The organism is Streptomyces sp. OR43, assembly GCF_008042275.1.
In the GTDB taxonomy this organism is placed as follows: Bacteria; Actinomycetota; Actinomycetes; order Streptomycetales; family Streptomycetaceae; genus Streptomyces.
The window spans coordinates 650,823-676,838 of record NZ_RDBK01000043.1 but is presented as its reverse complement, the minus strand read 5'-3'; the positions used below and the strand labels follow the sequence as shown (position 1 = coordinate 676,838).

At 72.3% G+C, this 26,016-nt stretch carries 18 protein-coding genes, 1 tRNA gene and 1 pseudogene; 18 read left to right on the top strand and 2 right to left on the bottom strand.

Annotated features, from left to right (window positions below; translation table 11 throughout):
- The 4 genes and pseudogenes from EAO72_RS21415 to EAO72_RS21395 form a co-directional block, all read left to right on the top strand.
- A pseudogene (locus tag EAO72_RS21415) lies at positions 1–570 on the top strand (RNA polymerase subunit sigma); the annotation flags it as partial.
- A 129-nt stretch (positions 571–699) separates the two neighbouring features.
- Entirely contained in the window at positions 700–3,081 is a 2,382-nt protein-coding gene (locus EAO72_RS21410; protein ID WP_148018926.1) for a HelD family protein, read from the top strand.
- A gap of 501 nt (positions 3,082–3,582) precedes the next feature.
- The gene (locus EAO72_RS21405) at positions 3,583–5,016 is read left to right on the top strand and encodes an NAD-dependent malic enzyme (RefSeq protein ID WP_148018925.1); all 1,434 of its coding nucleotides are present in this window, start codon (positions 3,583–3,585) and stop codon (positions 5,014–5,016) included.
- Positions 5,017–5,357: 341 nt separating this feature from the next.
- The gene (locus tag EAO72_RS21395; RefSeq protein ID WP_003968811.1) at positions 5,358–5,639 is read left to right on the top strand and encodes an HU family DNA-binding protein; all 282 of its coding nucleotides are present in this window, start codon (positions 5,358–5,360) and stop codon (positions 5,637–5,639) included.
- Positions 5,640–5,770: 131 nt separating this feature from the next.
- On the opposite strand, the gene murA is transcribed toward EAO72_RS21395, so the two are convergent.
- Positions 5,771–7,111: a UDP-N-acetylglucosamine 1-carboxyvinyltransferase gene (gene murA, locus EAO72_RS21390; protein ID WP_148018924.1), complete on the bottom strand. Its 1,341-nt coding sequence runs from the start codon at positions 7,109–7,111 to the stop codon at positions 5,771–5,773.
- Positions 7,112–7,386: 275 nt separating this feature from the next.
- Between murA and EAO72_RS21385 the strand changes: the two genes are divergently transcribed.
- The 13 genes from EAO72_RS21385 (at position 7,387) to EAO72_RS21325 (ending at position 24,158) form a co-directional block, all read left to right on the top strand.
- Entirely contained in the window at positions 7,387–7,947 is a 561-nt protein-coding gene (locus EAO72_RS21385) for a YqgE/AlgH family protein (protein WP_148018923.1), read from the top strand.
- 29 nt (positions 7,948–7,976) lie between these two features.
- Entirely contained in the window at positions 7,977–8,270 is a 294-nt protein-coding gene (locus EAO72_RS21380; protein ID WP_148018922.1) for a DUF3039 domain-containing protein, read from the top strand.
- A gap of 251 nt (positions 8,271–8,521) precedes the next feature.
- Complete coding sequence (locus EAO72_RS21375) at positions 8,522–9,829, top strand: extracellular solute-binding protein (protein ID WP_148018921.1); 1,308 nt, start codon at positions 8,522–8,524, stop codon at positions 9,827–9,829.
- Positions 9,830–9,831: 2 nt separating this feature from the next.
- Positions 9,832–10,806: a carbohydrate ABC transporter permease gene (locus EAO72_RS21370; RefSeq protein ID WP_148018920.1), complete on the top strand. Its 975-nt coding sequence runs from the start codon at positions 9,832–9,834 to the stop codon at positions 10,804–10,806.
- Positions 10,803–11,651, top strand: coding sequence for a carbohydrate ABC transporter permease (locus EAO72_RS21365; protein ID WP_148018919.1), 849 nt, complete (start codon positions 10,803–10,805; stop codon positions 11,649–11,651). Before EAO72_RS21370 ends, EAO72_RS21365 begins: the two co-directional genes overlap by 4 nt.
- A gap of 4 nt (positions 11,652–11,655) precedes the next feature.
- Entirely contained in the window at positions 11,656–13,287 is a 1,632-nt protein-coding gene (locus EAO72_RS21360) for a beta-N-acetylhexosaminidase (protein WP_148018918.1), read from the top strand.
- Positions 13,288–13,610: 323 nt separating this feature from the next.
- Positions 13,611–14,507, top strand: coding sequence for an FAD binding domain-containing protein (locus EAO72_RS21355; RefSeq protein ID WP_148018917.1), 897 nt, complete (start codon positions 13,611–13,613; stop codon positions 14,505–14,507).
- Positions 14,504–16,159 (top strand): 2Fe-2S iron-sulfur cluster-binding protein, encoded by a 1,656-nt coding sequence (locus EAO72_RS21350; RefSeq protein WP_148018916.1) that lies wholly within the window; start codon positions 14,504–14,506, stop codon positions 16,157–16,159. Before EAO72_RS21355 ends, EAO72_RS21350 begins: the two co-directional genes overlap by 4 nt.
- Complete coding sequence (locus EAO72_RS21345; RefSeq protein WP_148018915.1) at positions 16,156–18,501, top strand: xanthine dehydrogenase family protein molybdopterin-binding subunit; 2,346 nt, start codon at positions 16,156–16,158, stop codon at positions 18,499–18,501. The genes EAO72_RS21350 and EAO72_RS21345 overlap by 4 nt, the downstream gene beginning before the upstream one ends.
- 68 nt (positions 18,502–18,569) lie before the next feature.
- On the top strand, positions 18,570–20,216 hold the full coding sequence (locus tag EAO72_RS21340; RefSeq protein WP_148018914.1) for a PucR family transcriptional regulator: 1,647 nt from the start codon (positions 18,570–18,572) through the stop codon (positions 20,214–20,216).
- Positions 20,217–20,396: 180 nt separating this feature from the next.
- On the top strand, positions 20,397–21,764 hold the full coding sequence (locus EAO72_RS21335; protein ID WP_148018913.1) for a type III PLP-dependent enzyme domain-containing protein: 1,368 nt from the start codon (positions 20,397–20,399) through the stop codon (positions 21,762–21,764).
- Entirely contained in the window at positions 21,761–22,594 is an 834-nt protein-coding gene (locus EAO72_RS21330) for a M55 family metallopeptidase (protein ID WP_148018912.1), read from the top strand. Before EAO72_RS21335 ends, EAO72_RS21330 begins: the two co-directional genes overlap by 4 nt.
- Before the next feature lie 112 nt (positions 22,595–22,706).
- Positions 22,707–24,158, top strand: a complete 1,452-nt coding sequence (locus tag EAO72_RS21325; RefSeq protein WP_222724116.1) for an amino acid permease — start codon at positions 22,707–22,709, stop codon at positions 24,156–24,158.
- Positions 24,159–24,216: 58 nt separating this feature from the next.
- Here the strand turns inward: EAO72_RS21325 and EAO72_RS21320 are convergent.
- A tRNA-Cys gene (locus tag EAO72_RS21320) sits at positions 24,217–24,288 on the bottom strand.
- A gap of 197 nt (positions 24,289–24,485) precedes the next feature.
- On the opposite strand from EAO72_RS21320, the gene EAO72_RS21315 reads away from it, so the two are divergent.
- Positions 24,486–26,015 carry an MFS transporter gene (locus tag EAO72_RS21315; RefSeq protein ID WP_148018911.1) on the top strand — a complete coding sequence of 510 codons (1,530 nt, stop codon included), beginning with the start codon at positions 24,486–24,488 and terminating at the stop codon, positions 26,013–26,015.
- The last annotated feature ends 1 nt before the right edge of the window (position 26,016 follow it).

Here is a 26,016-nt window from a genome sequence, read left to right as displayed (position 1 = left end):
GTCCCGCACGTCCCCACCCCGCCCGCGCCCCGGGTCCTCGACACCCTGGTCGACGAGGTCGCCGTCCGGCGCGCCCGGCGCACGCGGCGCGCGAGGTACCTGGTGGCTGCGGCAGCGGCGCTGATCATCGGCGGCCCGGTGGTCGCGGTGATGGCCACCGGCGGCGGCACCAGCAGCGTGGAGGCGGCCGACCCGCACCCCACCAGCCCCGCCGAGGACGCCTTCTTCCACCACATGAAGGAGAAGGCACAGGCCACCGACCCCGTCACCGCGGTCGACGCCACGGTCGGCATGGAGCCGAAGGCCTGGGGCACCCACACCGTGCTGGAGCTGAAGAACGTGAAGGGCCCGCAGAAGTGCCGGCTGATCGCCGTCTCGAAGACCGGCGAGGAGGAGGTCGTCACCTCCTGGTCCGTCCCGAAGTGGGGATACGGCATCACGGACTCCAGCCACCCCACCGCCAGATATCCGCTCTACGTGCACGGCGGGGCGGCCATGGACCGGGCCGACATCGACCACTTCGACGTCCGTACGTTCGACGGCGAACGGCTGGTGAGCGTCGGCGTCTGACCGGACCGCGGGGCCACCGACACGCAATCGATATCCCGGCGCGCGAGATCGATGCCTTCGGCAGGTGCGCGACGGCCCCCCTTCGCATAGGGTTGACGGCTGCCCAATGCACGTCAGAAGGGGGCCTCGGTGGCCGCGCAGGATGCCGCTGTCGATTCGTTGCGGGACCGGGAAATCGGTGTCGAGCAGGAACATCTCGACCGTGTTTACCACCGCCTCGAGGAGAAGATCCACGAGGCGGAATTTCTCATGAATGACGCCGTCAAGCGCGGCCAGGTGGGTACACCGGGAGCGCTCGCCGAACGTGACGCCCAGGTGTTCCGTGCCGGAATCCATCTCAACCGGCTGAACAGCGAGTTCGAGGACTTCCTCTTCGGAAGGATCGACCTCCTGCTCGGCAAGGACGGTGAACGCGGCCCGGACGGTGCGTTCACCTCCGTCGAACCGGCCGACGACGCCGTACGGGAGGACAGCACCGCCGATATCGCCGAGACGCTGCACATCGGCCGGATCGGGGTCCTCGACTCCGACTACGCGCCGCTGGTCATCGACTGGCGCGCCCCGGCCGCCGCGCCGTTCTACCGCTCGACGCCGAAGGAACCGGGCCGGGTCGTACGCCGCCGGGTGATCCGCTCCAAGGGCCGCCGCGTCCTCGGGGTCGAGGACGACCTGATGCGGCCCGAGCTGACCGCGTACCTGGGCGGCGACACGCTGCCCGTCATCGGGGACGGCGCGCTGATGGCGGCGCTCGGGCAGGCCCGCAGCCACACCATGCGGGACATCGTCTCCTCCATCCAGGCCGAGCAGGACCTGGTGATCAGGGCGCCCGCCGCCTCGGTCACCGAGGTCTCCGGAGGCCCCGGAACCGGCAAGACCGCGGTCGCCCTGCACCGGGCCGCGTATCTGCTCTACCAGGACCGGCGGCGCTACGCGGGCGGCATCCTCGTCGTCTCACCGACGCCGCTGCTCGTCGCGTACACCGAGGGCGTGCTGCCCTCGCTCGGCGAGGAGGGCCAGGTCGCGATCCGCGCGGTCGGCTCGCTCTCCGACGAGGCGGCCGGCACCGAGGGCGCCACCACCTACGACGAACCGGCCGTGGCGCGCATCAAGGGCTCCTCCCGGATGCTCCACGTGCTGCGCAAGGCGGCCCGCGGGGCGCTGGAACAGCCCGCGCCCCGTCCTGCCCCGGCGCAGGACGGCCAGCTGGCCTTCGGCGAGGCGGACCAGGCCCCTCAGGAGCCCGCGACCCCCACCCGGCTCAGGGTGGTGGCCTTTGGCGCCCGGGTCGAACTGCACGAGGACGAGCTCCGGCGCATCCGCAACAACGTGCTCAGCGGCACCGCGCCGGTCAACCTGCTGCGCCCGCGCGCCCGCAAACTGCTGCTCGACGCGCTGTGGAACAGGTCGTCGGGCCGGGGCCGCTACACCGATCAGGAGCTGGCGGCCGAACTGCGTTCGTCGTTCGACGAGGACGTCTCCACCGAGACGCCGTTCATCGAGTTCCTGAACGCCTGGTGGCCCGAGCTCACCCCGCGCGGGGTGCTCGCGTCGATGGCCGACGAGAAGCGGCTCGCCCGGTGGGCGCGCCGCACCCTCAACCAGGGCGAGGTGCGCCGGCTCGCGCGCTCCCTGAAGCGCCTGGACGCGGAGGGCCACGGTCCGCTGTCGGTCCACGACGTGGCGATCCTCGACGAGCTGCAGACGCTGCTCGGGGCGCCGCACCGGCCCAAGCGCAAGCGCGAGTTCGATCCGCTGGACCAGCTCACCGGCCTCGAGGAGCTGATGCCGCAGCGCGAGGAGACCCAGTGGGAGCGGGCCGAGCGGCTCGCGGCGGAGCGCACGGAGTACGCGCACGTCATCGTCGACGAGGCGCAGGACCTCACGCCGATGCAGTGGCGGATGGTCGGCCGCCGCGGCCGGCACGCCACCTGGACGATCGTCGGCGACCCGGCGCAGTCCTCCTGGTCCGACCCGGACGAGGCGTCGGCGGCCCGAGACGAGGCGCTGGGCAGCCGCCCGCGCCGGAACTTCACGCTCACCGTCAACTACCGCAACCCGGCGGAGATCGCCGAGCTCGCCGCCAAGGTCCTGGCGCTCGCCATGCCGGGCATGGAGTCCCCGGCGGCGGTCCGCTCCACGGGCGTGAAGCCGCGCTTCGAGACCGTACGGGACGGCGATCTGGCCGGCACCGTGCGCGAGGAGGCACGGCGGCTGCTCGGCGAGGTGGACGGCACGGTCGGCGTCGTCGTCGCGATGAACCGGCGGGCGCAGGCCCGCGGCTGGCTCGCGGAGCTCGGCGAGCGCGTGGTGGCGCTCGGCAGCCTGGAGGCGAAGGGCCTGGAGTACGACGCCACGGTGGTCGTCTCGCCCGCGGAGATCGCGGACGAGTCGCCGGCGGGGCTGCGGGTGCTGTACGTGGCGCTGACGCGGGCGACCCAGCAGCTCACGGTCGTCTCGGGCGAACGCGACCTGCCGGACGAGGACGGGGTGCCGGACCTGCTGAGGGACTGACCGGGGCCGGCGCGCCGGGCCTGCTCGGGGCCGGGGTGCCGGGCTCGCTCGGGGACGGACGGGCCCGGCGCGCGGGATCCTTTTTTCGGTCAACCTGCGCTGGGGGAATCACTTCTCCGGGGTCTTTGTTAGCCTGGAGTCGGCACCGGCTCGATCCAAGCCCCCGGGCCCAACCTTCGTCGCTACGAGCGACCACTTGCCGCGAGGCGAGCATGGCGGGTCGGTGCCGCTCAACTGAAGAAGACAGACCCGCGTCACCCTCCGGTGGCGCGGGTCTGTTTTCGTTTGTGCGGCAGGCGGGGGTTCCGCTGGCCGCCTCATATCTCGTATGGTGGAAAATACTTTCCGAACTGCGGCAGTCATTACCGGCTACCCGTCGGTAGGTGCGAATATCGGAAGGCGTGTCCGGAGAGAGGTAGTTCCGGCCACGCACAGCAATGAAGCTCAGAGGGCGCCGCCCCCCGGTTGCAGGACCCTCTAAGGAAAGCGAAGGACTCGGCCATGGCAACGGCGCCCAGCGTCTCGTACTCGATGACGGTCAGGCTGGAGGTGCCCGCGAGCGGCACAGCGGTCTCCCAGCTCACCACGGCCGTGGAGTCCTCCGGCGGTTCGGTCACCGGCCTCGACGTGACCGCTTCCGGCCACGACAAGCTGCGGATCGACGTCACGATCGCCGCTTCCTCCACCTCGCACGCGGACGAGATCGTCGAAGGCCTGCGCGACATCGAGGGCGTCGTCCTCGGCAAGGTCTCCGACCGTACGTTCCTGATGCACCTCGGCGGCAAGATCGAGATGGCGTCGAAGCATCCCATCCGCAACCGTGACGACCTCTCGATGATCTACACCCCCGGCGTGGCCCGGGTCTGCATGGCGATCGCCGAGAACCCCGAGGACGCCCGGCGTCTCACCATCAAGCGCAACTCCGTCGCAGTCGTGACGGACGGTTCCGCGGTGCTCGGCCTCGGCAACATCGGCCCGATGGCCGCCCTCCCCGTCATGGAGGGCAAGGCGGCCCTCTTCAAGCGCTTCGCCGGCATCGACGCCTGGCCGATCTGCCTGGACACCCAGGACACCGACGCGATCGTCGAGATCGTCAAGGCGATCGCCCCCGGCTTCGCGGGCATCAACCTGGAGGACATCTCCGCGCCGCGCTGCTTCGAGATCGAGGCCCGGCTGCGCGAGGCGCTCGACATCCCCGTCTTCCACGACGACCAGCACGGCACCGCCATCGTCGTCCTGGCCTCCCTGACCAACGCCCTGCGCGTGGTGGGCAAGGCCATCGGGGACGTACGGGTCGTCATGTCCGGTGCCGGAGCGGCCGGTACGGCCATTCTGAAGCTGCTCATCGCCGCGGGTGTCAAGCATGCCGTCGTCGCCGACATCCACGGTGTGGTGCACGCCGGCCGCGAGGACCTGGTCTCCGCCCACGCCGACTCGCCGCTGCGCTGGATCGCCGACAACACCAACCCGGAGTCCGTCACCGGCACCCTCAAGCAGGCCGTCGTGGGCGCCGACGTCTTCATCGGCGTCTCCGCCCCGAACGTCCTGGACGGCGACGACGTCGCGGCCATGGCCGAGGGTTCGATCGTGTTCGCGCTTGCGAACCCGGACCCCGAGGTCGACCCGGCGGTCGCGCGTCTGACGGCGGCCGTCGTGGCCACCGGCCGTTCCGACTTCCCCAACCAGATCAACAACGTCCTGGTCTTCCCGGGCGTCTTCCGCGGCCTGCTGGACGCCCAGTCCCGCACCGTCAACACGGAGATGATGCTCGCCGCCGCGCGCGCTCTCGCCGACGWCGTCGGCGAGGAGGAGCTGAACGCGAACTACATCATCCCGTCGGTCTTCAACGACAAGGTCGCCGGAGCGGTCGCGGGTGCGGTCCGGGACGCCGCGAAGGCCGCCGGCTCGGCTGTGACGGGCCCCACGTCCGTCTGATGTCCGGCGCGTCGCGGGTCGCGGCGCCCCAAACGCCCCTTTAGGGTGGGCGGGCGACGCGTCCCGCGAAGCCCCGCATCAGGTGCGGACCGCTTTTGGGGAGTCGACGGAACGTCACCACGACGAGGCAGTGGTGCTTTTCGTGTGACTCCGGAGGGTGCCGGATTGGCTTTCCCGCCGCAGGTGGGGGCAGGATGCTTTCCCAAGGACTTCGTCCGGGGGAGACCCCACGGGGCGCGAACGTCTAAAAACGGACCCGGGTCCGGGGACTGTCCGAGGGCCCTGGCAGCATCGGCTTCGATCTCACGCCTCACAGGCAAGAAGAACACGGGAGTAACAACATGAACCGCAGTGAGCTGGTGGCCGCCCTGGCCGACCGCGCCGAGGTGACTCGCAAGGACGCCGACGCCGTGCTGGCCGCGCTCGCCGAGACCGTCGGTGAGATCGTCGCCAAGGGCGACGAGAAGGTCACCATCCCCGGTTTCCTGACCTTCGAGCGCACCCACCGTGCCGCTCGCACCGCTCGTAACCCGCAGACCGGCGACCCGATCAACATCCCGGCCGGCTACAGCGTGAAGGTCTCCGCGGGCTCGAAGCTCAAGGAAGCCGCCAAGGGCAAGTAACACCCCTGAGCACGCCGGAGGGCGGTCACCCGACCAGGGTGRCCGCCCTTCGGCGTACGGGCCGCAGAACGCCGTTTCCGGGGCCCGGAGGGGCATCCCGGGGACCGTCGGCCCCCGGGATGAACCCCGCGTCAGACCAGTGAGCCGCCCGGCAGCTCCACCTTCGCGCCGAGCTTCTCCAGCTTGTCCATGAAGTTCTCGTAGCCGCGGTTGATCAGGTCGATCCCGTGCACCCGGGAAGTCCCCTGGGCCGCCAGGGCGGCGATCAGGTACGAGAACCCGCCGCGCAGGTCCGGGATGACCAGATCCGCGCCCTGCAGCTTCGTCGGCCCGGAGACGACCGCGGAGTGCAGGAAGTTGCGCTGGCCGAAGCGGCAGTCGGAGCCGCCCAGGCACTCGCGGTAGAGCTGGATGTGCGCGCCCATCTGGTTCAGCGCCGAGGTGAAACCGAGCCGGGACTCGTACACCGTCTCGTGCACGATCGACAGACCCGCGGCCTGCGTCAGCGCCACGACCAGCGGCTGCTGCCAGTCGGTCTGGAAGCCGGGGTGCACGTCCGTCTCCAGCGCGATGGCGTTCAGCGCGCCGCCCGGGTGCCAGAAGCGGATGCCCTCGTCGTCGATCTCGAAGGCCCCGCCGACCCGGCGGAAGGTGTTCAGGAACGTCATCATCGAGCGCTGCTGGGCGCCGCGGACGTAGATGTTGCCCTCGGTCGCCAGCGCGGCGGACGCCCAGGAGGCGGCCTCCAGGCGGTCCGGGAGCGCGCGGTGCGTGTATCCGTCGAGGCGGTCGACACCGGTGATCCGGATGGTCCGGTCGGTGTCCATGGAGATGATCGCGCCCATCTTCTGCAGTACGCAGATGAGGTCCTCGATCTCCGGCTCCACGGCCGCGTTGGACAGCTCGGTGACACCCTCGGCGAGCACCGCGGTCAGCAGCACCTGCTCGGTGGAGCCGACCGACGGGTACGGCAGCCGGATCTTGGTGCCGCGCAGCCGCTGCGGGGCCTCCAGGTACTGGCCGTCCGCCCGCTTCTCGATCGTCGCGCCGAACTGGCGCAGCACGTCGAAGTGGAAGTCGATCGGCCGGCCGCCGATGTCGCAGCCGCCGAGCCCCGGGATGAACGCGTGGCCCAGCCGGTGCAGCAGCGGGCCGCAGAAGAGGATCGGAATGCGCGACGAGCCCGCGTGGGCGTCGATGTCGGCGACGTTCGCACTCTCGACATGAGTGGGGTCGAGGATCAGCTCGCCCGGTTCGTCACCCGGGCGGACCGTCACACCGTGCAGCTGAAGCAGCCCGCGGACCACCCGCACATCGCGGATGTCCGGCACGTTGCGCAGCCGGCTGGGCCCGCTGCCGAGCAGCGCGGCGACCATTGCCTTCGGCACCAGGTTCTTGGCGCCTCGGACGCGGATCTCGCCCTCCAGCGGGGTTCCGCCGTGGACAAGCAGGACATCGTCTGTGCCGGTCATGAATCTCGCGTTCCGGAGTGGTCGGGCAGGGGGCCAATCGAAAGGGTAATGGCCAGGCACCCCCCTTCCGTAAGAGAACGGGGGGTGTACGAACGTCATGAATCCGCCACAACACGCTGTGCTCTCCGGATCTTGCGGAGGGTTACCGTCCGGATCGCCCCTCCCGGCGTGCGCTCCCCATGCACCCGTGCGCCCTGAGCTGCGCTCGGGCACCCAGGGCGACGGCAGGGCTACTTGGCCCCCGCGAACGACGAAGATGCGGGATCATTTCTGCCATGACCGAGGTGTCCTCGCTCACAGGGCGGCTGCTCGTGGCCACACCCGCCCTGGCGGACCCGAATTTCGACCGTGCGGTGGTGCTGCTCCTCGACCACGACGAGGAGGGCTCGCTCGGCGTGGTCCTGAACCGCCCGACCCCGGTCGGCGTCGGTGACATCCTGGCGTCCTGGGCGGAGCTGACCGGAGAACCCGATGTCGTCTTCCAGGGCGGCCCCGTCTCGCTGGACTCGGCGCTCGGCGTGGCGGTGATCCCCGGCGACGAGGGTCCTCTGGGCTGGCGCCGGGTGTACGGGGCGATCGGCCTGGTGGACCTGGAGACGCCTCCGGAGCTGCTGGCCGCCGCCCTCGGCTCGCTGCGGATCTTCGCCGGGTACGCGGGCTGGGGGCCCGGCCAGCTGGAGGCGGAGCTGTCCGAGGGTGCCTGGTACGTCGTCGAGTCGGAACCCGGGGACGTCTCCTCGCCCCGTCCGGAAAGTCTCTGGCGGGCGGTCCTGCGCCGCCAGCGCAGCGAACTGGCCATGATCGCCACCTATCCGGACGACCCTTCGCTGAACTGATGCCCCGGCTTTCAGTACGCTTGGCGGTTATGAGCACTCTTGAGCCCGAGCGCGGGTCAGGCACCGGAACCCTCGTGGAGCCGACACCACAGGTGTCGAACGGCGACGGCGACCACGAGCGCTACGCCCACTACGTCCAGAAGGACAAGATCATGGCGAGTGCCCTGGAGGGCACCCCCGTGGTCGCACTGTGCGGCAAGGTCTGGGTACCGGGGCGCGACCCCAAGAAGTACCCGGTCTGCCCCATGTGCAAGGAGATCTACGAGTCCATGGGCGCCGGCGGCGACAAGGACAAGGGCAAGGGCGGCAAGGACAAGAAGTAGTCCCGGCGCCACCACGAACAGCCCGGAAGAGCCCCCGGGGCACGCAGTCGCGTGCCCCGGGGGCTCTTCTTCGTGCGCGGCCGTGGCTCTTGCGGGTAAGGGACGGCCGGCGTTGCACGGGCTGCGTCCGCGGGTCACAGAGTGGTGGAGACCACTTGTCGGCGCCTTGGTCCGGACCTACGCTCCTGCCAGTTGTGCAGAACGAAACGTGCGTTGCGCATGTTGCAACGCCTACCGGTAGGGGTACCCGGATGAAGCTTTCTGCCCGCATTGCCGCCCCGGTCGCAGCCCTCGTGCTGGCCGGCCTGACCGCCACCGCCTGCGGTGCGCCGCAGACCTCGGACACCGGCGCCGAGAAGGACGAGAAGACCGGCACGCTGCGCGTCTGGCTGTTCCAGGAGGTCGGCAACCAGCCCAAGGAGAAGGTCGTCGACGCCGCGGTCGCCGCCTTCGGGAAGAGCCACAGGGGCGCCGAGGTCGAGATCGAGTACATCCCGGTCGAGACCCGCGCCCAGCGCGTCAAAGCCGCGTTCAACGACCCGAAGAGCGCCCCCGACCTCATCGAGTACGGCAACACGGACACCGCCGGCTACGTGAAGGACGGCGGACTGGCCGACGTGAGCGCGGAGTTCGCCGCCTGGGACGAGGCCGAGGACACCGACCCGACGGCCAAGGAGTCCGTGACGGTCGACGGCAAGGTCTACGGGGCCCCGCTCTTCGTCGGCGTACGGGCGCTGTACTACCGCACCGATGTCTTCGCCGAGCTGGGGATCAAGGCCCCCAAGTCCCAGGCCGAGCTGATATCCACGGCGAAGAAGATCCACGGGAAGAAGCCGGACCTGTACGGGCTCGCCGTCGGCGGCGCCTACACCTACGGCGCGATGCCGTTCATCTGGGCCCACGGCGGCGAACTGGCCGACGGGAGCGGGCCGGCGTACAAGGCGGCCATCAACGGCGACAAGGCCCGCAAGGGCATCGAGGCCTACACCTCGCTCTTCGGCGACGCCAACTGCCCGGCCGCCAAGTGCGCCGCCATGGGCGGCAACGCGACCGTCACCGCCTTCGCCGCCGGCAAGGCCGCGATGGCCATCGGGGGCGACTTCAGCCACACCGCCGTCGAGGCGGGCGCCGTGAAGGGGAAGTACGCGGTCGTCCCGCTGCCCGGGGTCGCCGAAGGCTCCGTCGCCCCGGCGTTCGCGGGCGGGAACAACATCGGTGTGCTGAAGAGCAGTACGCACCGCACCCTGGCCGTCGACCTGATGAAGGCGCTCACCGGCAAGGAGACCCAGGCGAAGATGTTCGACGCGATGGGCTTCCTGCCGACGTACGCGGACGTGCGGGCCGACGCGGCGAAGCGGGAGCCGTTCGTCGAACCGTTCGTCACCACGCTGGGTGCGGGCACCAAGTTCGTCCCCGCCTCCCCGGCCTGGGGACAGATCGACTCCTCGCTGATCCTGCCGACGATGTTCCAGGAGATCGTCAGCGGCCGTAAGGACGTGGCGAAGGCCTCGGACGACGCGGCGAAGAAGATGGACGCGGCGTTCGCCGACGCGGGCTGACGATGACGGCGAACAGCACGGCGTACCGAGCGCCCACCGCACCTGGCACGGACGGTCCCCCTCCCCGCCCGCTCCGGCGCCGCCGCCCGGCCTCACCCGCCCGGCSGCCGGGCTGGACCCCCTGGCTCTACCTGCTGCCCGCACTCGTCCTGCTCGGCGGGCTGCTGGTCTACCCGATCTACCAACTGGGCCTGATCTCCTTCCTGGAGTACACCCAGGCCCAGGTCAGCGGCGGCGAACCCGCCACCTTCCAGGGATTCGGCAACTACGCGACGCTCTTCCGGGACAGCCAGTTCTGGCAGGTGCTCCTGGCCACCGTCGTCTTCGCCGCGGCCTGCGTGCTGGCCACCCTGTTCACCGGATGCGCGCTGGCCGTCCTGCTGACGCGGGTGCGCGCCCTGCCCCGGCTCGCGCTGATGATGGCCGCGCTGGGCGCCTGGGCGACCCCCGCGATCACCGGATCGACCGTCTGGGTCTTCCTCTTCGACGCCGATTTCGGACCGGTCAACCGGGTGCTCGGGCTCGGCGACTTCTCCTGGACGTACGGGCGCTACAGCGCCTTCGCGCTGGTGCTCCTCGAAGTCCTGTGGTGCTCCTTCCCGTTCGTCATGGTGACGGTGTACGCGGGCATCCGGGCGATCCCCGCCGAGGTGCTGGAGGCGGCCGCGCTGGACGGCGCCTCGCAGTGGCGGATCTGGCGGTCGGTCATGGCGCCGATGCTGCGGCCGATCCTGGTCGTCGTGACCATCCAGTCGGTCATCTGGGACTTCAAGGTCTTCACCCAGATCTACGTCATGACGGGCGGCGGCGGCATCGCCGGCCAGAACCTGGTGCTCAACGTGTACGCGTACCAGAAGGCGTTCGCGTCCTCGCAGTACAGCCTCGGCTCGGCGATCGGCGTCGTGATGCTGCTGATCCTGCTGGCCGTCACGCTCGTGTACCTGCGCCTGATGCGGCGCCAGGGGGAGGAACTGTGAGCCTGCCGTCCCTGTTGCGCGTCCGTCGGCCGGGCCGGCTCGCCGCCGAGGCCGCGGCCCTGCTGATCGCGGCCGCCGTCGCCTTCCCGCTGTACTGGATGGTGCTCTCCGCGCTCAAACCGGCCGGCGAGGTCCAGTCCGCACACCCGAGGCCCTGGACGCTCTCCCCGTCCCTGGACTCCTTCCGCCGGGTCTTCCAGCAGGAGGAGTTCGGGCGCTACTTCCTCAACAGCCTGGTGGTCGCCGGTACGGTCGTCGTCGCCTCCGCGCTGGTGGCCTTCCTGGCGGCGACGGCGGTGACCCGGTTCAGATTCCGCTTCCGCACCACCCTGCTGATCATGTTCCTGGTCGCGCAGATGGTGCCGGTCGAGGCGCTGACGATCCCGCTGTTCTTCCTGATGCGGGACTTCGGCCAGCTGAACACGCTCGGCTCGCTGATCCTGCCCCACCTCGTCTTCTCGCTGCCGTTCGCGATCTGGATGCTGCGCGGCTTCGTCAAGGCCGTCCCCGAGGCCCTGGAGGAGGCCGCGTACATCGACGGGGCGAGCCGTACCCGCTTCCTGTGGCAGATCCTCTTCCCGCTGGTCCTCCCCGGGCTCGTGGCGACCAGCGTCTTCTCGTTCATCTCCACCTGGAACGACTTCCTCTTCGCGAAGTCCTTCCTCATCAGCGACACCTCCCAGTCGACGCTCCCGATGGCGCTGCTGGTCTTCTTCAAACCCGATGAGAACGACTGGGGCGGGATCATGGCAGCCTCGACGGTGATGACCGTCCCCGTGCTGGTCTTCTTCGTACTCGTACAGCGACGCCTGGTCTCGGGACTGGGCGGAGCGGTTAAGGACTGACGTCATGAACTTGGATCTGATCCCGGCCCCCGTGCGCGCCGGCGACCGGGGCCGGTGCGGATTCGTGCTGGACGCGTCCACCACCGTCACGGCGGCCCCCGGCACCGGGTCCACCGAGCGCTGGCTGCGCACCACGCTCGGCGCGGCCTTCGGCGTGCCGCTCGCGCCGGGCGGCGAGGGGACGGCGCGCGCCATCCGGTTGCGCGTCGACCCGTCACTGGCGCCCGAGGGCTACCGGCTGACGACCACGCCCGACGAGAGCGTCGAGATCACGGGCGGCGGCCCCGCCGGGGTCTTCTGGGGCGCGCAGACGCTGCGTCAGCTGCTGGGTCCCGAGGCCTTCCGCCGGGCGCCCGCCGGCGGCGGCACGGCCGCGTTCGGGTTCACGGACATCGAGGACCGGCCCCGCTTCGGCTGGCGCGGTCTGATGCTCGACGTGGCACGGCACTTCCTGCCGAAGGACGACGTCCTGCGCTACCTCGACCTCCTGGCCGCCCACAAGCTGAACGTCTTCCACTTCCACCTCACCGACGACCAGGGCTGGCGCGTCGAGATCAAGCGCTACCCGCGCCTGACCGAGGTGGGAGCCTGGCGCTCGCGTACGAAGTACGGCCACCGGGCGTCCGAGCTCTGGGACGAGACCCCGCACGGCGGTTACTACACCCAGGACGACATCCGGGAGATCGTCGCGTACGCCGCCGAGCGGCACATCCGGGTCGTCCCCGAGATCGACATCCCGGGCCACTCGCAGGCCGCCATCAGCGCCTATCCGGAGCTGGGCAACTCCGACGTCGTCGACACCGCCGCCCTGACCGTCTGGGACAACTGGGGCGTCAACCCGAACGTGCTCGCGCCCTCCGACCACACGCTGCGCTTCTTCGAGGGCGTCTTCGAGGAACTGCTGGAGCTCTTCCCCGCGGACATCTCGCCGTTCGTCCACGTCGGCGGCGACGAGTGCCCCAAGGACCAGTGGAAGCAGTCGCCGGCCGCCCAGGCCCGCATCAAGGAACTCGGGCTGGCCGACGAGGACGAGCTGCAGTCCTGGTTCATCCGGCACTTCGACAGCTGGCTCACCGCGCGCGGCCGGCGGCTCATCGGCTGGGACGAGATCCTGGAGGGCGGTCTCGCCGAGGGTGCGGCCGTCTCCTCGTGGCGCGGGTACGCGGGCGGCATCGCGGCCGCCGAGGCCGGGCACGACGTGGTGATGTGCCCGGAGCAGCAGGTGTATCTGGACCACCGTCAGCACGGCGGCCCCGACGAGCCGATGCCCATCGGGTACGTCCGCACGCTGGAGGACGTGTACCGCTTCGAACCCGTACCGCCGGCCCTCTCCGAGGAGGCGGCCCGGCATGTGCTCGGCACCCAGGCCAACGTGTGGACCGAGGTCATGCAGAACCGGGCCCGTGTCGACTACCAGGTCTTCCCCCGCCTCGCGGCCTTCGCCGAGGTCGCCTGGTCGGCCCTGCCCGCCCCCGCGGAGCGGGACTTCGCGGACTTCGGGCGCCGTATGGCCACGCACTACGCGCGACTTGACGCGCTCGGTGTCGGCTACCGGCCGCAGGACGGCCCGTTGCCGTGGCAGCGGCGCCCCGGGATCCTCGGACGCCCGATCGAGGGAACACCCCCGAACGTGTGAGAGCGGACGCCGGTCCGGTCACCGCCACCACGGTCCCWGGGACCGTGGTGGCGGTGCCGTTCGCGGCGGTGGATCTCCTCGCCGGAGCCGTCGCCCACCGGAGCGGACAAGTCGTACAAGCGCGTGGAACAGCGGCAATTCAGGCTCTGTGCCGAAGAGGTGCGAAAAGGGACCATTCCCCTGACCGGGGACGGATATGCCCTTCGTGGACCCTCGCGTCGGAGCGGTCCGAAGATGTGCCAGAGTTGCCACGTCCGGGCTCTGAGCACGTACCGTACGGCGAAACAGGCCGGACGCCGGGACACCGGGAAGGGGCAGCTGGGTTGACCACGCACGCACCGCAGGCGACGCAGTCCGTCACGCTGCCTGCCTCGCTGGACGAGGCCGTGGCGGCACTCGGCGCCATGCCCGCCGCCGTCCCCGTGGCAGGCGGCACGGACCTGATGGCGGCCGTCAACAAGGGGCTCCTGCGCCCCTCCGCGCTGGTCGGCCTCGGCAGGATCAGCGAGCTCCGCGGCTGGCACTACCAGGACGGCCACGCCCTGCTGGGCGCCGGTCTCACCCACGCACGCATGGGGCGGCCCGACTTCGCCGCCCTCATCCCCGCGCTCGCCGCGTCCGCGCGCGCGGCCGGCCCGCCCCAGATCCGCAACGCCGGAACGCTGGGCGGCAACATCGCCACCGCCGCTCCGACCGGCGACGCCCTGCCGGTGCTCGCCGCCCTGGAGGCCGAGCTCGTCATCGCCGGCCCCGGCGGCGCACGCCGCGAGATCCCGGTCTCGCACCTGCTGGCGGGCCGCGAGATGCTGGAGCCCGCCGAGCTGATCGGCTTCGTCCGGGTCCCGCTGCTGCACGCCCCGCAGGTCTTCCTCAAGGCGACCGGACGGACCGGCCCCGGCCGTGCCACCGCCTCCGTCGCGATCGTGCTCGACCCGGCCAGGCGAGGAGTGCGCTGCGCGGTCGGCGCCATCGCGCCGATGCCGCTGCGGCCGCTGGAGGCCGAGCGCTGGATCGCCTCGCTGATCGACTGGGACGGCGAACGGGGCCTGGCCCCCGACGCGCTGGCCGCCTTCGGCGAGTACGTCGCCGCGGCCTGCATCCCGGACCAGGCACCACCTGCCGACGGGGAAGAGGCGCCACCGCTGCCCCCCGCCGTACTGCACCTGCGGCGCACCGTCGCCGCGCTGGCCCGACGCGCGCTGGGGAGGGCACTGTCATGAGCAACGAGGACCACGCCGACCGGCACGGGGGCTGGGAACCGACCCCGCAGGGCGGTGAGTACGACGCCGAGGCGACCGCCTTCGTCCATCTGCCGCCCGAGGACCTGGCGAACGTGCCGCTGGCCGCGCCCGGCCAGGGCTACGTGCCGCCGATGATCCTGCCGCTGACCCCCGCCGCCGGCCTCGACCCGGCGGCCACCGGCAGCTGGGTCGTCCAGACACCGAACCAGCAGGACCAGCAGGACCAGCAGAACCGGCAGGGACCGGACCCGCAGGACCAGCAGGACCGGCACGGCCTGCCCGACGGCCAGGAGCCCGGTGCGGAGCCCGCGCCCGCCGCGGTGCACTGGCCGGACCCGAACCAGCAGCAGACGCCGTACGGATATCCGCAGCCCGGCCCGCAGGCGGCTCAGGAGTACCCGGACCGGACGTACCCGGACCGGACGTACCCGGACCAGTACCCCGGGACCGCGGCCGCCACCGGCCAGTGGAACTTCGCCGAGACCGAGTCCGTGACCGGCCCCGCCGAGGCGGCCGGTCACACCGGACAGTGGACGATCCCGGTCGCCGACGGCGATCTCCCGGAGGAGTCCGGCGAGTTCTCGGCCTCCGCGCTGGCCGCCGGCTGGTACGCGGACCGCACCCCGCCGGCCACGCTGCCGGGCGGTGCGCCCGCGCCCTGGGCGACGCAGGAACCGCGCCCCGGTGCCGGAGACACCCCGGCGCTGGGCACGGACCTCGGCCCGCTGCCGGAGCCCGCCGCCGAGACGCCGGCCGACGACCCGGCGGACGAGCCCGGCACGGACCCGGCCGCCGACGGCACCGAGGCCGGCTCCCCGGACGCGCCGGACGCCGACGCGGCAACCGGGCCCGAGGACGCGCGACAGGCGGCCGGCCCGGAGCAGCCCGATGCGGCGGCCCCGGACGACGCACTGCCGGACGACGCGGCTCCGGACGGCCCGGTCCAGGACGGCGCGGCGCCCGAGGACGTGGTCCTGGAGGACGCGGTCCCGGACGCCCCGCCGGCCCCCGCGCTCGACCTGCCCAGCGAGCACCCCGCCACCTCCTACGTCCTGCATGTGAACGGCACCGACCGGCCCGTCACCGACGCCTGGATCGGTGAGTCGCTGCTCTACGTGCTGCGCGAGCGCCTCGGCCTCGCCGGCGCCAAGGACGGCTGCTCGCAGGGCGAGTGCGGTGCCTGCAACGTCCAGGTGGACGGCCGTCTCGTGGCCTCCTGCCTGGTCCCCGCGGCCACGGCGGCGGGCAGCGAGGTCCGTACGGTCGAGGGCCTGGCAGTCGACGGTGAGCCGTCCGACGTCCAGCGCGCCCTGGCCGAGTGCGGCGCCGTCCAGTGCGGCTTCTGCATCCCCGGCATGGCCATGACCGTCCACGACCTGCTGGAGGGCAACCACGCCCCCAGCGAGCTGGAGACCCGCCAGGCGCTCTGCGGCAACCTCTGCCGCTGCTCCGGCTACCGCGGCGTGCTCGACGCCGTGAACGACGTCATCGCGGGCCGGGAGGCCGCCTCCGAGGCGGCCTCGGCGCCCGCGCAGGAATCCGCCGAGGCGGACGAGGCCCGCATCCCGCACCAGGCGGCGCCGGGCGCGGGTAGTGTGCAGGCCCATCTCCAGGACGGAGGCATGGCGTGAGCAACGACGCGGCCACCGCGGCGGGCGCTACCCACACGGCGATCAGCATCCCGTCACTGGACGGCCCGGGCGGCCCCGGAACCGAGCAGCCGCTGCTCGGCCTCGGCGCCTCCCTGCCGCCCGCCGACGCCCGTGCCAAGACCGAGGGCACGTTCCCGTACGCCGCCGACCTGTGGGCCGAGGGACTGCTCTGGGCGGCCGTGCTCCGCTCCCCGCACCCGCACGCCCGCATCCTGTCGATCGACACCTCGGCCGCCGCCGGGATGCCCGGGGTGCGCGCGGTCGTCACCCACGAGGACGTCCCCGGCGACAGCGCCTACGGCCGTCGCGTCGTCGACCGCCCCGTCTTCGCTTCCGACCTGGTCCGCCACCACGGCGAACCGATCGCCGCCGTCGCCGCCGACCACCCGGACACCGCCCGGCTCGCCGCCGCCGCGATCACCGTCGAGTACGAGGTGCTGGAACCGGTCACCGACCCGGAGAAGGCCTTCGCCGCCGAGCCGCTGCACCCCGACGGCAACCTGATCCGCCACATCCCGCTGCGCTACGGCGACCCCGAGATCACCGGCGAGGTCATCGTCGAGGGCCTCTACCGCATCGGCCGGCAGGACCCGGCACCCATCGGCGCCGAGGCCGGACTCGCCGTGCCCCGCCCCGACGGCGGTGTGGAGATCTACACCGCGTCCACCGACCCGCACACCGACCGGGACCTCGCCGCCGCCTGCTTCGGCCTGGAACCCGACCGGGTGAAGGTCGTCGTCACCGGAGTGCCCGGCGCCACCGGCGACCGCGAGGACCCCGGCTTCCAGCTCCCGCTCGGCCTGCTCGCCCTGCGCACCGGCTGCCCGGTCAAGCTGGCCGCCACCCGCGAGGAGTCCTTCCTCGGCCACGCGCACCGCCACCCCACGCTGCTCCGCTACCGCCACCACGCGGACGCCGAGGGCCGCCTGGTCAAGGTCGAGGCCCAGATCCTCCTGGACGCGGGCGCCTACGCCGACGCCTCGTCGGAGTCCCTGGCCGCCGCGGTCGCCTTCGCCTGCGGTCCGTACGTCGTGCCGCACGCCTTCATCGAGGGCTGGGCGGTCCGGACGAACAACCCGCCCTCCGGCCACGTCCGGGGCGAGGGCGCGATGCAGGTCTGCGCCGCGTACGAGGGCCAGATGGACAAGCTCGCGGCCAAGCTCGGCATCGAACCGGCCGAGCTGCGGATGCGCAACGTCCTGTCCACCGGCGACATCCTGCCCACCGGGCAGACGGTCACCTGCCCCGCCCCGGTCGCGGAGCTCCTGCGTTCCGTCCGGGACTTCCCGCTGCCCTCGCTGCCCAAGGACTCCCCGGAGGACGACTGGCTGCTGCCCGGTGGCCCCGAGGGCGCGGGCGAACCCGGCGCGGTGCGGCGCGGGGTCGGGTACGCGCTCGGCATGGTCCACATGCTCGGCGCCGAGGGCGCCGACGAGGTCTCCACGGCCACCGTCCGGGTCCACGACGGCGTCGCCACCGTCATCTGCGCCGCCGTCGAGACCGGGCAGGGCTTCACCACGCTGGCCCGTCAGGTCGTGCAGGAGACGCTCGGCATCGAAGAGGTGCACGTCGCGTCCGTCGACACCGACCAGCCCCCGGCCGGTCCTGCGACGCACGGCCGCCACACCTGGGTCTCCGCCGGAGCGGTCGAACGCGCGGCGAAGATGGTCCGCACCCAGCTGCTCCAGCCGCTGGCCCACAAGTTCGGCATGTCCACCGAGCTGCTCCAGATCGCCGACGGCAAGATCACCAGTTACGACGGCGTGCTCTCCACGACCGTCACCGAGGCGATGGACGGCAAGGAACTCTGGGCCACCGCCCAGTGCCGCCCGCACCCCACCGAACCGCTCGACGAGTCCGGCCAGGGCGACGCCTTCGTCGGCCTCGCGTTCTGCGCGATCCGCGCGGTCGTGGACGTCGACATCGAGCTCGGCTCGGTCCGCGTCGTGGAGATGGCCGTCGCCCAGGACGTCGGCCGGGTCCTCAATCCGTCCCAGCTGGCGACCCGGATCGAGGCGGGCGTCACGCAGGGCATCGGGGCCGCTCTGACGGAGAACCTCCGCAGCGCCCGCGGTCTCGTCCGCCACCCCGACCTGACGGGCTACGCGCTGCCGACGGCCCTGGACGCTCCGGACATCCGCATCGTCAAGCTCGTCGAGGAACGCGACGTGGTGGCCCCCTTCGGCGCCAAGCCCGCCTCGGCGGTCCCGGTCGTGACCTCGCCGGCCGCGGTGGCCGCCGCGGTCCGCTCGGCCACCGGCCGCCCCGTCAACCGCCTCCCGATCAGACCGCAGGCGGCCGTCGCCGCTCCCACGTCCTGATCCCGGCCCCGGCGCGGCAGTGACCCAGGGCATGGCCGCGCCGGGCCGGTCCGGGCCACTATGTGCGGATGCACCCCTTTGAAGCCGACCGGTCCGAAAGCGGCCCCACCCTGGCGCAGCTCCTCGCGCTGATCGCCGCCGGGACGCTCGATGTCGCCGTGGCACCGCTCGGCACCGGTGTGCGCGTCAGTGACGTGGTGCTCCACGACCCGGGCGAGGAACGCGACGAGGAGACGTGGGCGGCCACCGGCATGGTCCTGCTGGCCGTCGGCGTGGAGGTCGCCTCGCCCGAGGCGGTCGACGTACTGCGCGCGGCGGACCGCGCCGGGGCCGCGGCCGTCGTGATGCGGCGCGGCACCCGGGGGCCTCGGACGGCTCTGCTGGAGGCGGCTGAGCGGGGGCGTACGGCCTTGCTGACCCGGCGGCCGGAACAGGGCTGGACCGAGGTGCTCGGCCGGCTGCGGACGGCGCTGGTGCACAGCATCCCCGACCGGTCCGGGGGCGCGGCAGGGGTGGACGGCCTGCGGCTCGGCGATCTGTCGGGCCTGGCCAACACCGTGGCGGACCTCGTCGGCGGGGCGATCACCATCGAGGACCCGCAGTCCCGGGTGCTGGCGTACTCACGCATGGACCACGAGCCCGACCCGATGCGCAGGCTCACGATCCTGGGCCAGGAAGTGCCCCGCTGGCGCGTCGTCGAACTGCGGGAGAGCGGCTTCTTCCAGGCCCTGTGGAACACCGACGACGTGGTGCGGCTCCCCGCCGACGACCGGTACGCCGAGCGGCTGGCCGTCGCGGTGCGGCACGGGTCCGAGGTCCTCGGCTCGATCTGGGCCGCCACGGACGGGCGCCCGCTGGCCGAGGACGCGGTCGCCGCGCTGCGGACGGCGGGCCGCGCGGCGGTCCCGCATCTGTCGCACCACCGGACGTGGGGCCGGGCCGCGGCCTGGGCGCGCGAGGGCGCGGTGCACGCGCTCCTGGCGGGCAGCGCGCAGGCCGCGCACGACATCGGGATCGTACGGGGCCGGCCGTACGCCGTGATGGTGGCGGAGGCGCACGACGGCCCCGAGCCCGCGCCGGGCGACGTGGGGCAACGGGTGCTGGACGTCCTCGCGTTGCAGGCCGCCGCGTACCGCCCCGGGTGTGTCACCGCGCGGTCGGGGCAGCGGCTGTATGCCCTGGTGCCGGCCGTGGACGGAGAGACGGACCCCGCGCGCACCCTGCTGGCGACGGCCCGCGGCGTGGAGCGCGGCGTGGTCTTCGCCGGCGCCGGGCCCGTGGTGGCGGACCTGTCGGAACTGCCCGGCTCCCGTGACGCGGCAGAGCTGGTGGTACGGGTGCTGAGGGAGCGGGCCGCACGCCTGCCCGCCGGCGGAACCGGGTCGGCGGTGGCGTCGTACGCGGAGGTGGCGGCCGAGGCGGCGGTGCTGCGGCTGCTGGACCGGGTGGAGCCGCTGTGGGGAGCGACGGAGGGGCCGGTGCACGCGATGACCGCGCACGACCGGGCACACGGCTCGCGGTACGGCGAATCGGTCGCCGCGCACCTCGACGCCTTCGGCGACACGGCCGCCGCGGCACGGCGCCTCAATGTGCACCCCAACACGCTGCGGTACCGGCTGCGCCGGGCCAGAGACCTGTTCGGCGTCGACCTGGCGGACCCGGCCGTACGGCTCCTGGCGGACGTGGGACTGCGCCTGGACAGGCGCACCGCCTGAGGCGGAGCGGAGACCGCACCGCCTCTCATGATCATTTCATTGTCGCTCCGGACGGACCGGCCGGCCAGGCATCGTCGTGGCCGACGAAGACATGCCGGGCCTCGCGCACCGAAGCTGGGCACAACGGCCCGCGGCAGGACGAGCGCGGCGCACGAGCGATCCCTCAGGAGTGTGGTTCAGGTGACATCCGGTTCGGCCCCCCAGCGCAAGCGGGCCCGCGAGGCGGCGCTCGCGCATGCCGTCGAGGACGGCCTGCTCGGCCCCGGCGCGCCCCTGATCGGCCTCCTCGACGTCGACGGGGTGCTGGCCGCGGTGGGCGCGCTGAACGAGGCGTTCGAGGGACCGGCCGCGGTCCACCACACGTTCGCGGCCAAGGCGTGCGGACTGGTACCGGTGCTGCGGCTGCTCGCCGAGGCCGGCATGGGCTGCGAGGTCGCCTCGCCCGGCGAGCTGGAGCAGGCCCTCGCCGCCGGCTTCACCCCCGGCCGGCTGGTCTTCGACAGCCCCGCGAAGACGGTCGAGGAGCTGGAGTTCGCGCTGGAGCACGGCATCGCGATCAACCTGGACAACTTCCAGGAGCTGGAGCGCGTCGACCGTCTGCTGGCCGGCCGCGAGCCCGCCGGACCCATCGGACTGCGCGTCAACCCCCAGGTCGGCGCCGGTGCCATCGGCGCGATGAGCACCGCCACCGCGACCTCCAAGTTCGGCGTCGCGCTCCGCGATCCGGGCGCCGTGGACGCCGTGATCGACGCCTTCACCCGGCGCCCCTGGCTCAACCGCCTGCACGCCCACGTCGGCTCCCAGGGCTGCCCGCTGCCGCTCATCGCCCAGGGCGTCAGCGCCGCGTACGAGCTCGCGGAGCGGATCAACGAGCAGCTGGGGCGCGCACAGATCACCGGCCTGGACATCGGCGGCGGCCTGCCCGTCAACTTCGACACCGAGGACGACCGGCCCACCTACTCGGACTACGTCGCCGAGCTGCGCACCGCCGCCCCCGGGCTCTTCGACGGCCGCTACACCCTCGTCACCGAGTTCGGCCGCTCCCTGCTGGCCAAGAGCGGCACCATCGCCTCGGTCGTCGAGTACACCAAGTCGTCCGGCGGCCGGCACATCGCCGTCACCCACGCCGGAGCCCAGGTGGCCACCCGCACCGTGTTCATGCCGGACGCCTGGCCCCTGCGCGTCGGCGTGTTCGACGCCGCGGGCCGCCCCAAGGACGGACCGCTCCGGATCGTGGACATCGCTGGACCGTGCTGCTTCGCCGGGGACCTGACCGCGACCGCCCGCGAACTCCCGGCCGTCGAGCCCGGTGACGTGGTGGCGCTGTACGACACCGGCGCGTACTACTTCTCCTCGCACTTCTCGTACAACTCCCTGCCCAGACCGGCCGTGTACGGCTATCGCACGGACGCGGCCGGACAGGTCCGCCTCGCCCTGGTCCGCGAGGCCCAGAGCATCCGCGAAGTCGTCGAGGAGAGCGGCCTGACCCACGCGGACGCCCTCGTGGCGCTGTGCGCGGACGGAGCGGAGCAGGAGGTCACGGCATGAAGCGCGTCCTCATATCCGCCGATATGGAAGGGGCGACGGGCACCGTCTCCCCGGCGGACGTCACCACCGGGACACCGCGCTACGAACGTTTCCGCCGGCTGCTCACCCAGGACGTCAACGCCGCCGTCGCCGGGTTCGCCGACGCCGGAGCGGACGAGATCGTCGTCAACGACGCGCACTGCGGCATGGACAACGTCCTCATCGAGGAACTCGACCCCCGCGCCGTCCTGATCGTCGGCCGGCACAAGCCGCTCGGGATGCTGGAAGGACTGGAGGAGGGCATCGACGCCGTCGCGTTCGTCGGCTACCACACCGGTGCCGGCGAACAGGGCGTCCTCGCGCACACCTACCTCTCGCACAGCATCCTCGGCGTCCGTATCGACGGCGAGCCCGTCGGCGAGGGCGGGTTCAACGCACTGGTCGCCGCCGAGGCCGGCGTCCCGGTCGTCCTCGTCACCGGCGACGACGTGACCTGCCGCGAAGCCGCCGCGTACGCCCCCGGCTGCCGGACCGTCACCGTGAAGAAGGCGATCTCCCGGCACGCGGCCGTCTGCCGCACCCCGGCCGTCACGGCGGCCGACATCCGCCGCGAGGCCGCGGCAGCGCTCTCCTCGCCCCCGCCACGGCCCGCCGCGCGCCCCGCGCCGCACGTGGTGGAGGTCGACGTGGACAGCCCGCACCTCGCGGACCGCGCGAGCGCACTGTCCGGAGTGGCACTCTCCGGCCCCCGGACCGTGCGCATCCAGACCCGCGACGCCGTGACGGCGTTGCGCCGCTTCCGGTCGCTCAGCTGGGTGATCGGCGGCGGCCGCGAGGGCGACTGGACCTGACGCCACCGCGGCCGGGACCCCCGCCCGGCCGCCGCTTCCCGACGGCGCGCCCGCACCCGCCCGAGGGGTTTCCCCGCCCCCTTGTACGACGTTGCCCCTGACTGGAGCTGCCATGACTTCCCCCGTACCGCAGAAGGAACCGCAGAAGGAACCGCGGAAGCCGCAACCGGAACTCAGCCGCTCGCTGCGCAACCGCCACATGTCGATGATCGCGATCGGCGGCGCGATCGGCGCCGGGCTGTTCGTCGGCAGCGGCTCGGTGATCAAGACCGCGGGCCCCGCCGCGATCGTGTCCTACTGCCTGGCCGGCGCCCTCGTGCTGTGCACGATGCGGATGCTCGGCGAGATGGTCGTGGCGAAGCCGTCCTCGGGCTCCTTCGCCGACTACGCCCGCACCGCCATCGGGCCCTGGGCGGGATTCACCATCGGATGGCTGTACTGGTACTACTACGTCATCATCGTGGCCGTGGAGGCCGTCGCGGGCGCCGCGATCCTGCACGCGTGGCTCGACCTGCCGCTCTGGGTGCTGGCCATGGGTCTGATGGTCGTGATGACCGCGACCAACCTGCTCTCCGTGAAGTCGTTCGGCGAGTTCGAGTTCTGGTTCTCCTCCGTCAAGGTCGCGGCCATCGTGGCCTTCCTGATCGTCGGCGGTCTCTACGTCTTCGGCGGCTGGCCGGACTCGTCCTTCGACTTCTCCAACCTGACCGCGCACGGCGGCTTCACGCCCAACGGATTCACCGCGATCTTCTCCGCGATCGTCGTGGTCATCTTCGCGTTCGGCGGAGCGGAGATCGTCACCATCGCCGCCGCCGAGAGCAAGGAGCCCGAGCGTTCGGTGGCCCGCGCCACCACCGGGATCATCTGGCGGATCATCCTCTTCTACGTCGGCTCCATCGTCCTCGTCGTCACGATCGTGCCGTGGGACAGCGCCCAGGTCCTGGCCAGTCCGTACGTCGCGGCCTGGAAGATCATCGGGCTGCCGGGCGCCGGTGTCGTGATGGACGTCGTGATCCTGACGGCCGTGCTGAGCGTGCTCAACTCCTCGGTGTACGTCTCCTCGCGGATGCTGCGGGCGCTGGCCACCCACGGCGACGCCCCCACCTGGCTGGTGGCGACGAACAAGCGTCAGGTCCCGGCCCGCGCGATCCTCGCCGGAACCGTGGTCGGCTGGATCTCGGTGCTGCTGGCCTACCTGTCCCCGGACACCGTGTTCACGTACCTGGTGAACTCCTCGGGCGCCATCGCCATCTTCATGTACCTCATGATCGGCGCGTCCCAGCTGCGCATGCGCCGCCGGCTGGAGCGCGAGGAGCCCGAGCGGCTGACCCTGCGGATGTGGCTCTTCCCGTACCTCACGTGGGTGGTGATGGCCGGATTCGCGGCGGTGCTGGTGGCCATGGCCGTCATCGCCGACCAGCGCACCCAGCTGCTGACGAGCCTCGGCAGTCTGGCCGTCGTCCTCGTCGCGTACGCGGTGCGCAGGGCGCGGGGCCGGAGCCCGGAGCCCGCGGGGCCGGCCGTCGCGGGCGACCGGGAGCCGGACGCGGTGTCCGGCCGCTGACCTGGCAGAACGACGGACCGCCCGCCCCTCGGTGTGAGGGGCGGGCGGTCCGGTGCGGAGACCGTGACCGGATTCGAACCGGTGTAACTCGAGTTGCAGTCGAGCCCCTGAGCCTCTCGGGCACACGGTCGGGGTTGTGGTGACATCCCGACCGTAGGCCCCGGCCGGTACGGCGGACAAGGGCGCCTCCCGCCGTGCAACGCGACTGCCATACGGCGTTCACGATCACCGGCGGTCCCGCCCGTCCCGGTCCTACGACCAACGGACGAGAACCGGGGCGACCCACGACAGGTCCCATGCCGGATTTCGCCCCTTACTCTTGGGTTCATGACCGCCCTGGAACCGCGTGACGCCGATGTCTCGCCCCGCACCGAAGACACCGACGACATACCGGGGACAGCGGTCGCCACGGCGCCCGAAGGCGTCCTCGGACGCACCTACCGGGCGCTCAGCATCGGCATCGTCTCCGTCGTCTTCCTGATCGCGTTCGAGGCGACGGCGGTCGGGACCGCGATGCCGGTCGCCGCCCGTGAGCTGCACGGCATCCCGCTGTACGCGTTCGCGTTCTCGGCGTACTTCACCACCAGCCTCTTCGCCATGGTGCTCTCCGGCCAGTGGGCCGACCGGCGCGGGCCGCTCGCCCCGCTCGCGACGGGGATCAGCGCCTTCGGGGCGGGGCTGCTGCTGTCCGGGACCGCGGGCACCATGTGGATGTTCATCGCGGGCCGGGCCGTGCAGGGGCTCGGCGGCGGGCTGGTGATCGTCGCGCTGTACGTGGTGATCAGCCGGGCCTATCCGGAGCACCTGCGGCCGTCGATCCTGGCCGCGTTCGCCGCGAGCTGGGTGATCCCGTCCGTCGTCGGGCCGCTGGCCTCCGGAAGCGTGACCGAGCACCTGGGCTGGCGCTGGGTCTTCGTCGGCATTCCGGTCCTGGTGGTCTTCCCGCTGGCGCTCGCGCTGCCCGCGATCCGGCGGACGGCGTCCGGGCCCGCGGACCCGGCGGCGCCGGTGGAGCTGTACGACCGCCGGCGCATCGCGCTCGCGCTGGGCATCTCGCTCGGCGCCGGTCTGCTCCAGTACGCCGGGCAGGAGCGGAACTGGTTCTCCCTGTTGCCGGCCGCCGCCGGTATCGCCCTGCTCGTCCCGGCGATCCGCGGCCTGCTGCCCCCGGGCACGGGTCGCGCAGCCCGCGGGCTGCCCTCGGTGGTGCTGCTGCGCGGGGTGGCGGCCGGGTCGTTCATCGCCGCCGAGTCGTTCGTCCCGCTGATGCTCGTCACCCAGCGCGGGATGTCCCCGACGATGGCCGGACTCTCGCTCGCCGCCGGCGGCGGGACGTGGGCGCTCGGCTCGTACGTACAGTCCCGGCCCCGCATGGAACCGCACCGCGACCGGCTGATGGTGGGCAGCATGGTGCTGGTCGCCGCGGCGATCGCGGCGGCGACCGCCGTGCTGATCGACGGGGTGCCGGTCTGGACGGTCGCCGTGGCCTGGGCCTTCGGCTGCTTCGGCATGGGCATGGTGATCGCCTCGACGAGCGTGCTGCTGCTGAAGCTGTCCGCGCCGGAGGAGGCGGGCGCGAACTCCGCGGCCCTCCAGATCTCCGACGGCCTCTCCAACGTCCTGCTGCTGGCCGCGGGCGGCGCGGCGTTCGCGGCGCTCGGCGGGGGAGCGGTGGGCGCGGTGCGGTTCCATGCGGGGCCGGGACTGTACGTACGAGCCGAGCGCCCACGTCCCGCCGCCGGCGGCGAGCGAGAGTCCAACCCGACGCACCCGGGGGCGTTCGCGGTGGTGTTCCTGCCGATGGCGGGGGTGGCGCTGGCGGGGGCCTGGGTGGCTGCGCGGGTGCGGGCTTCTTAGC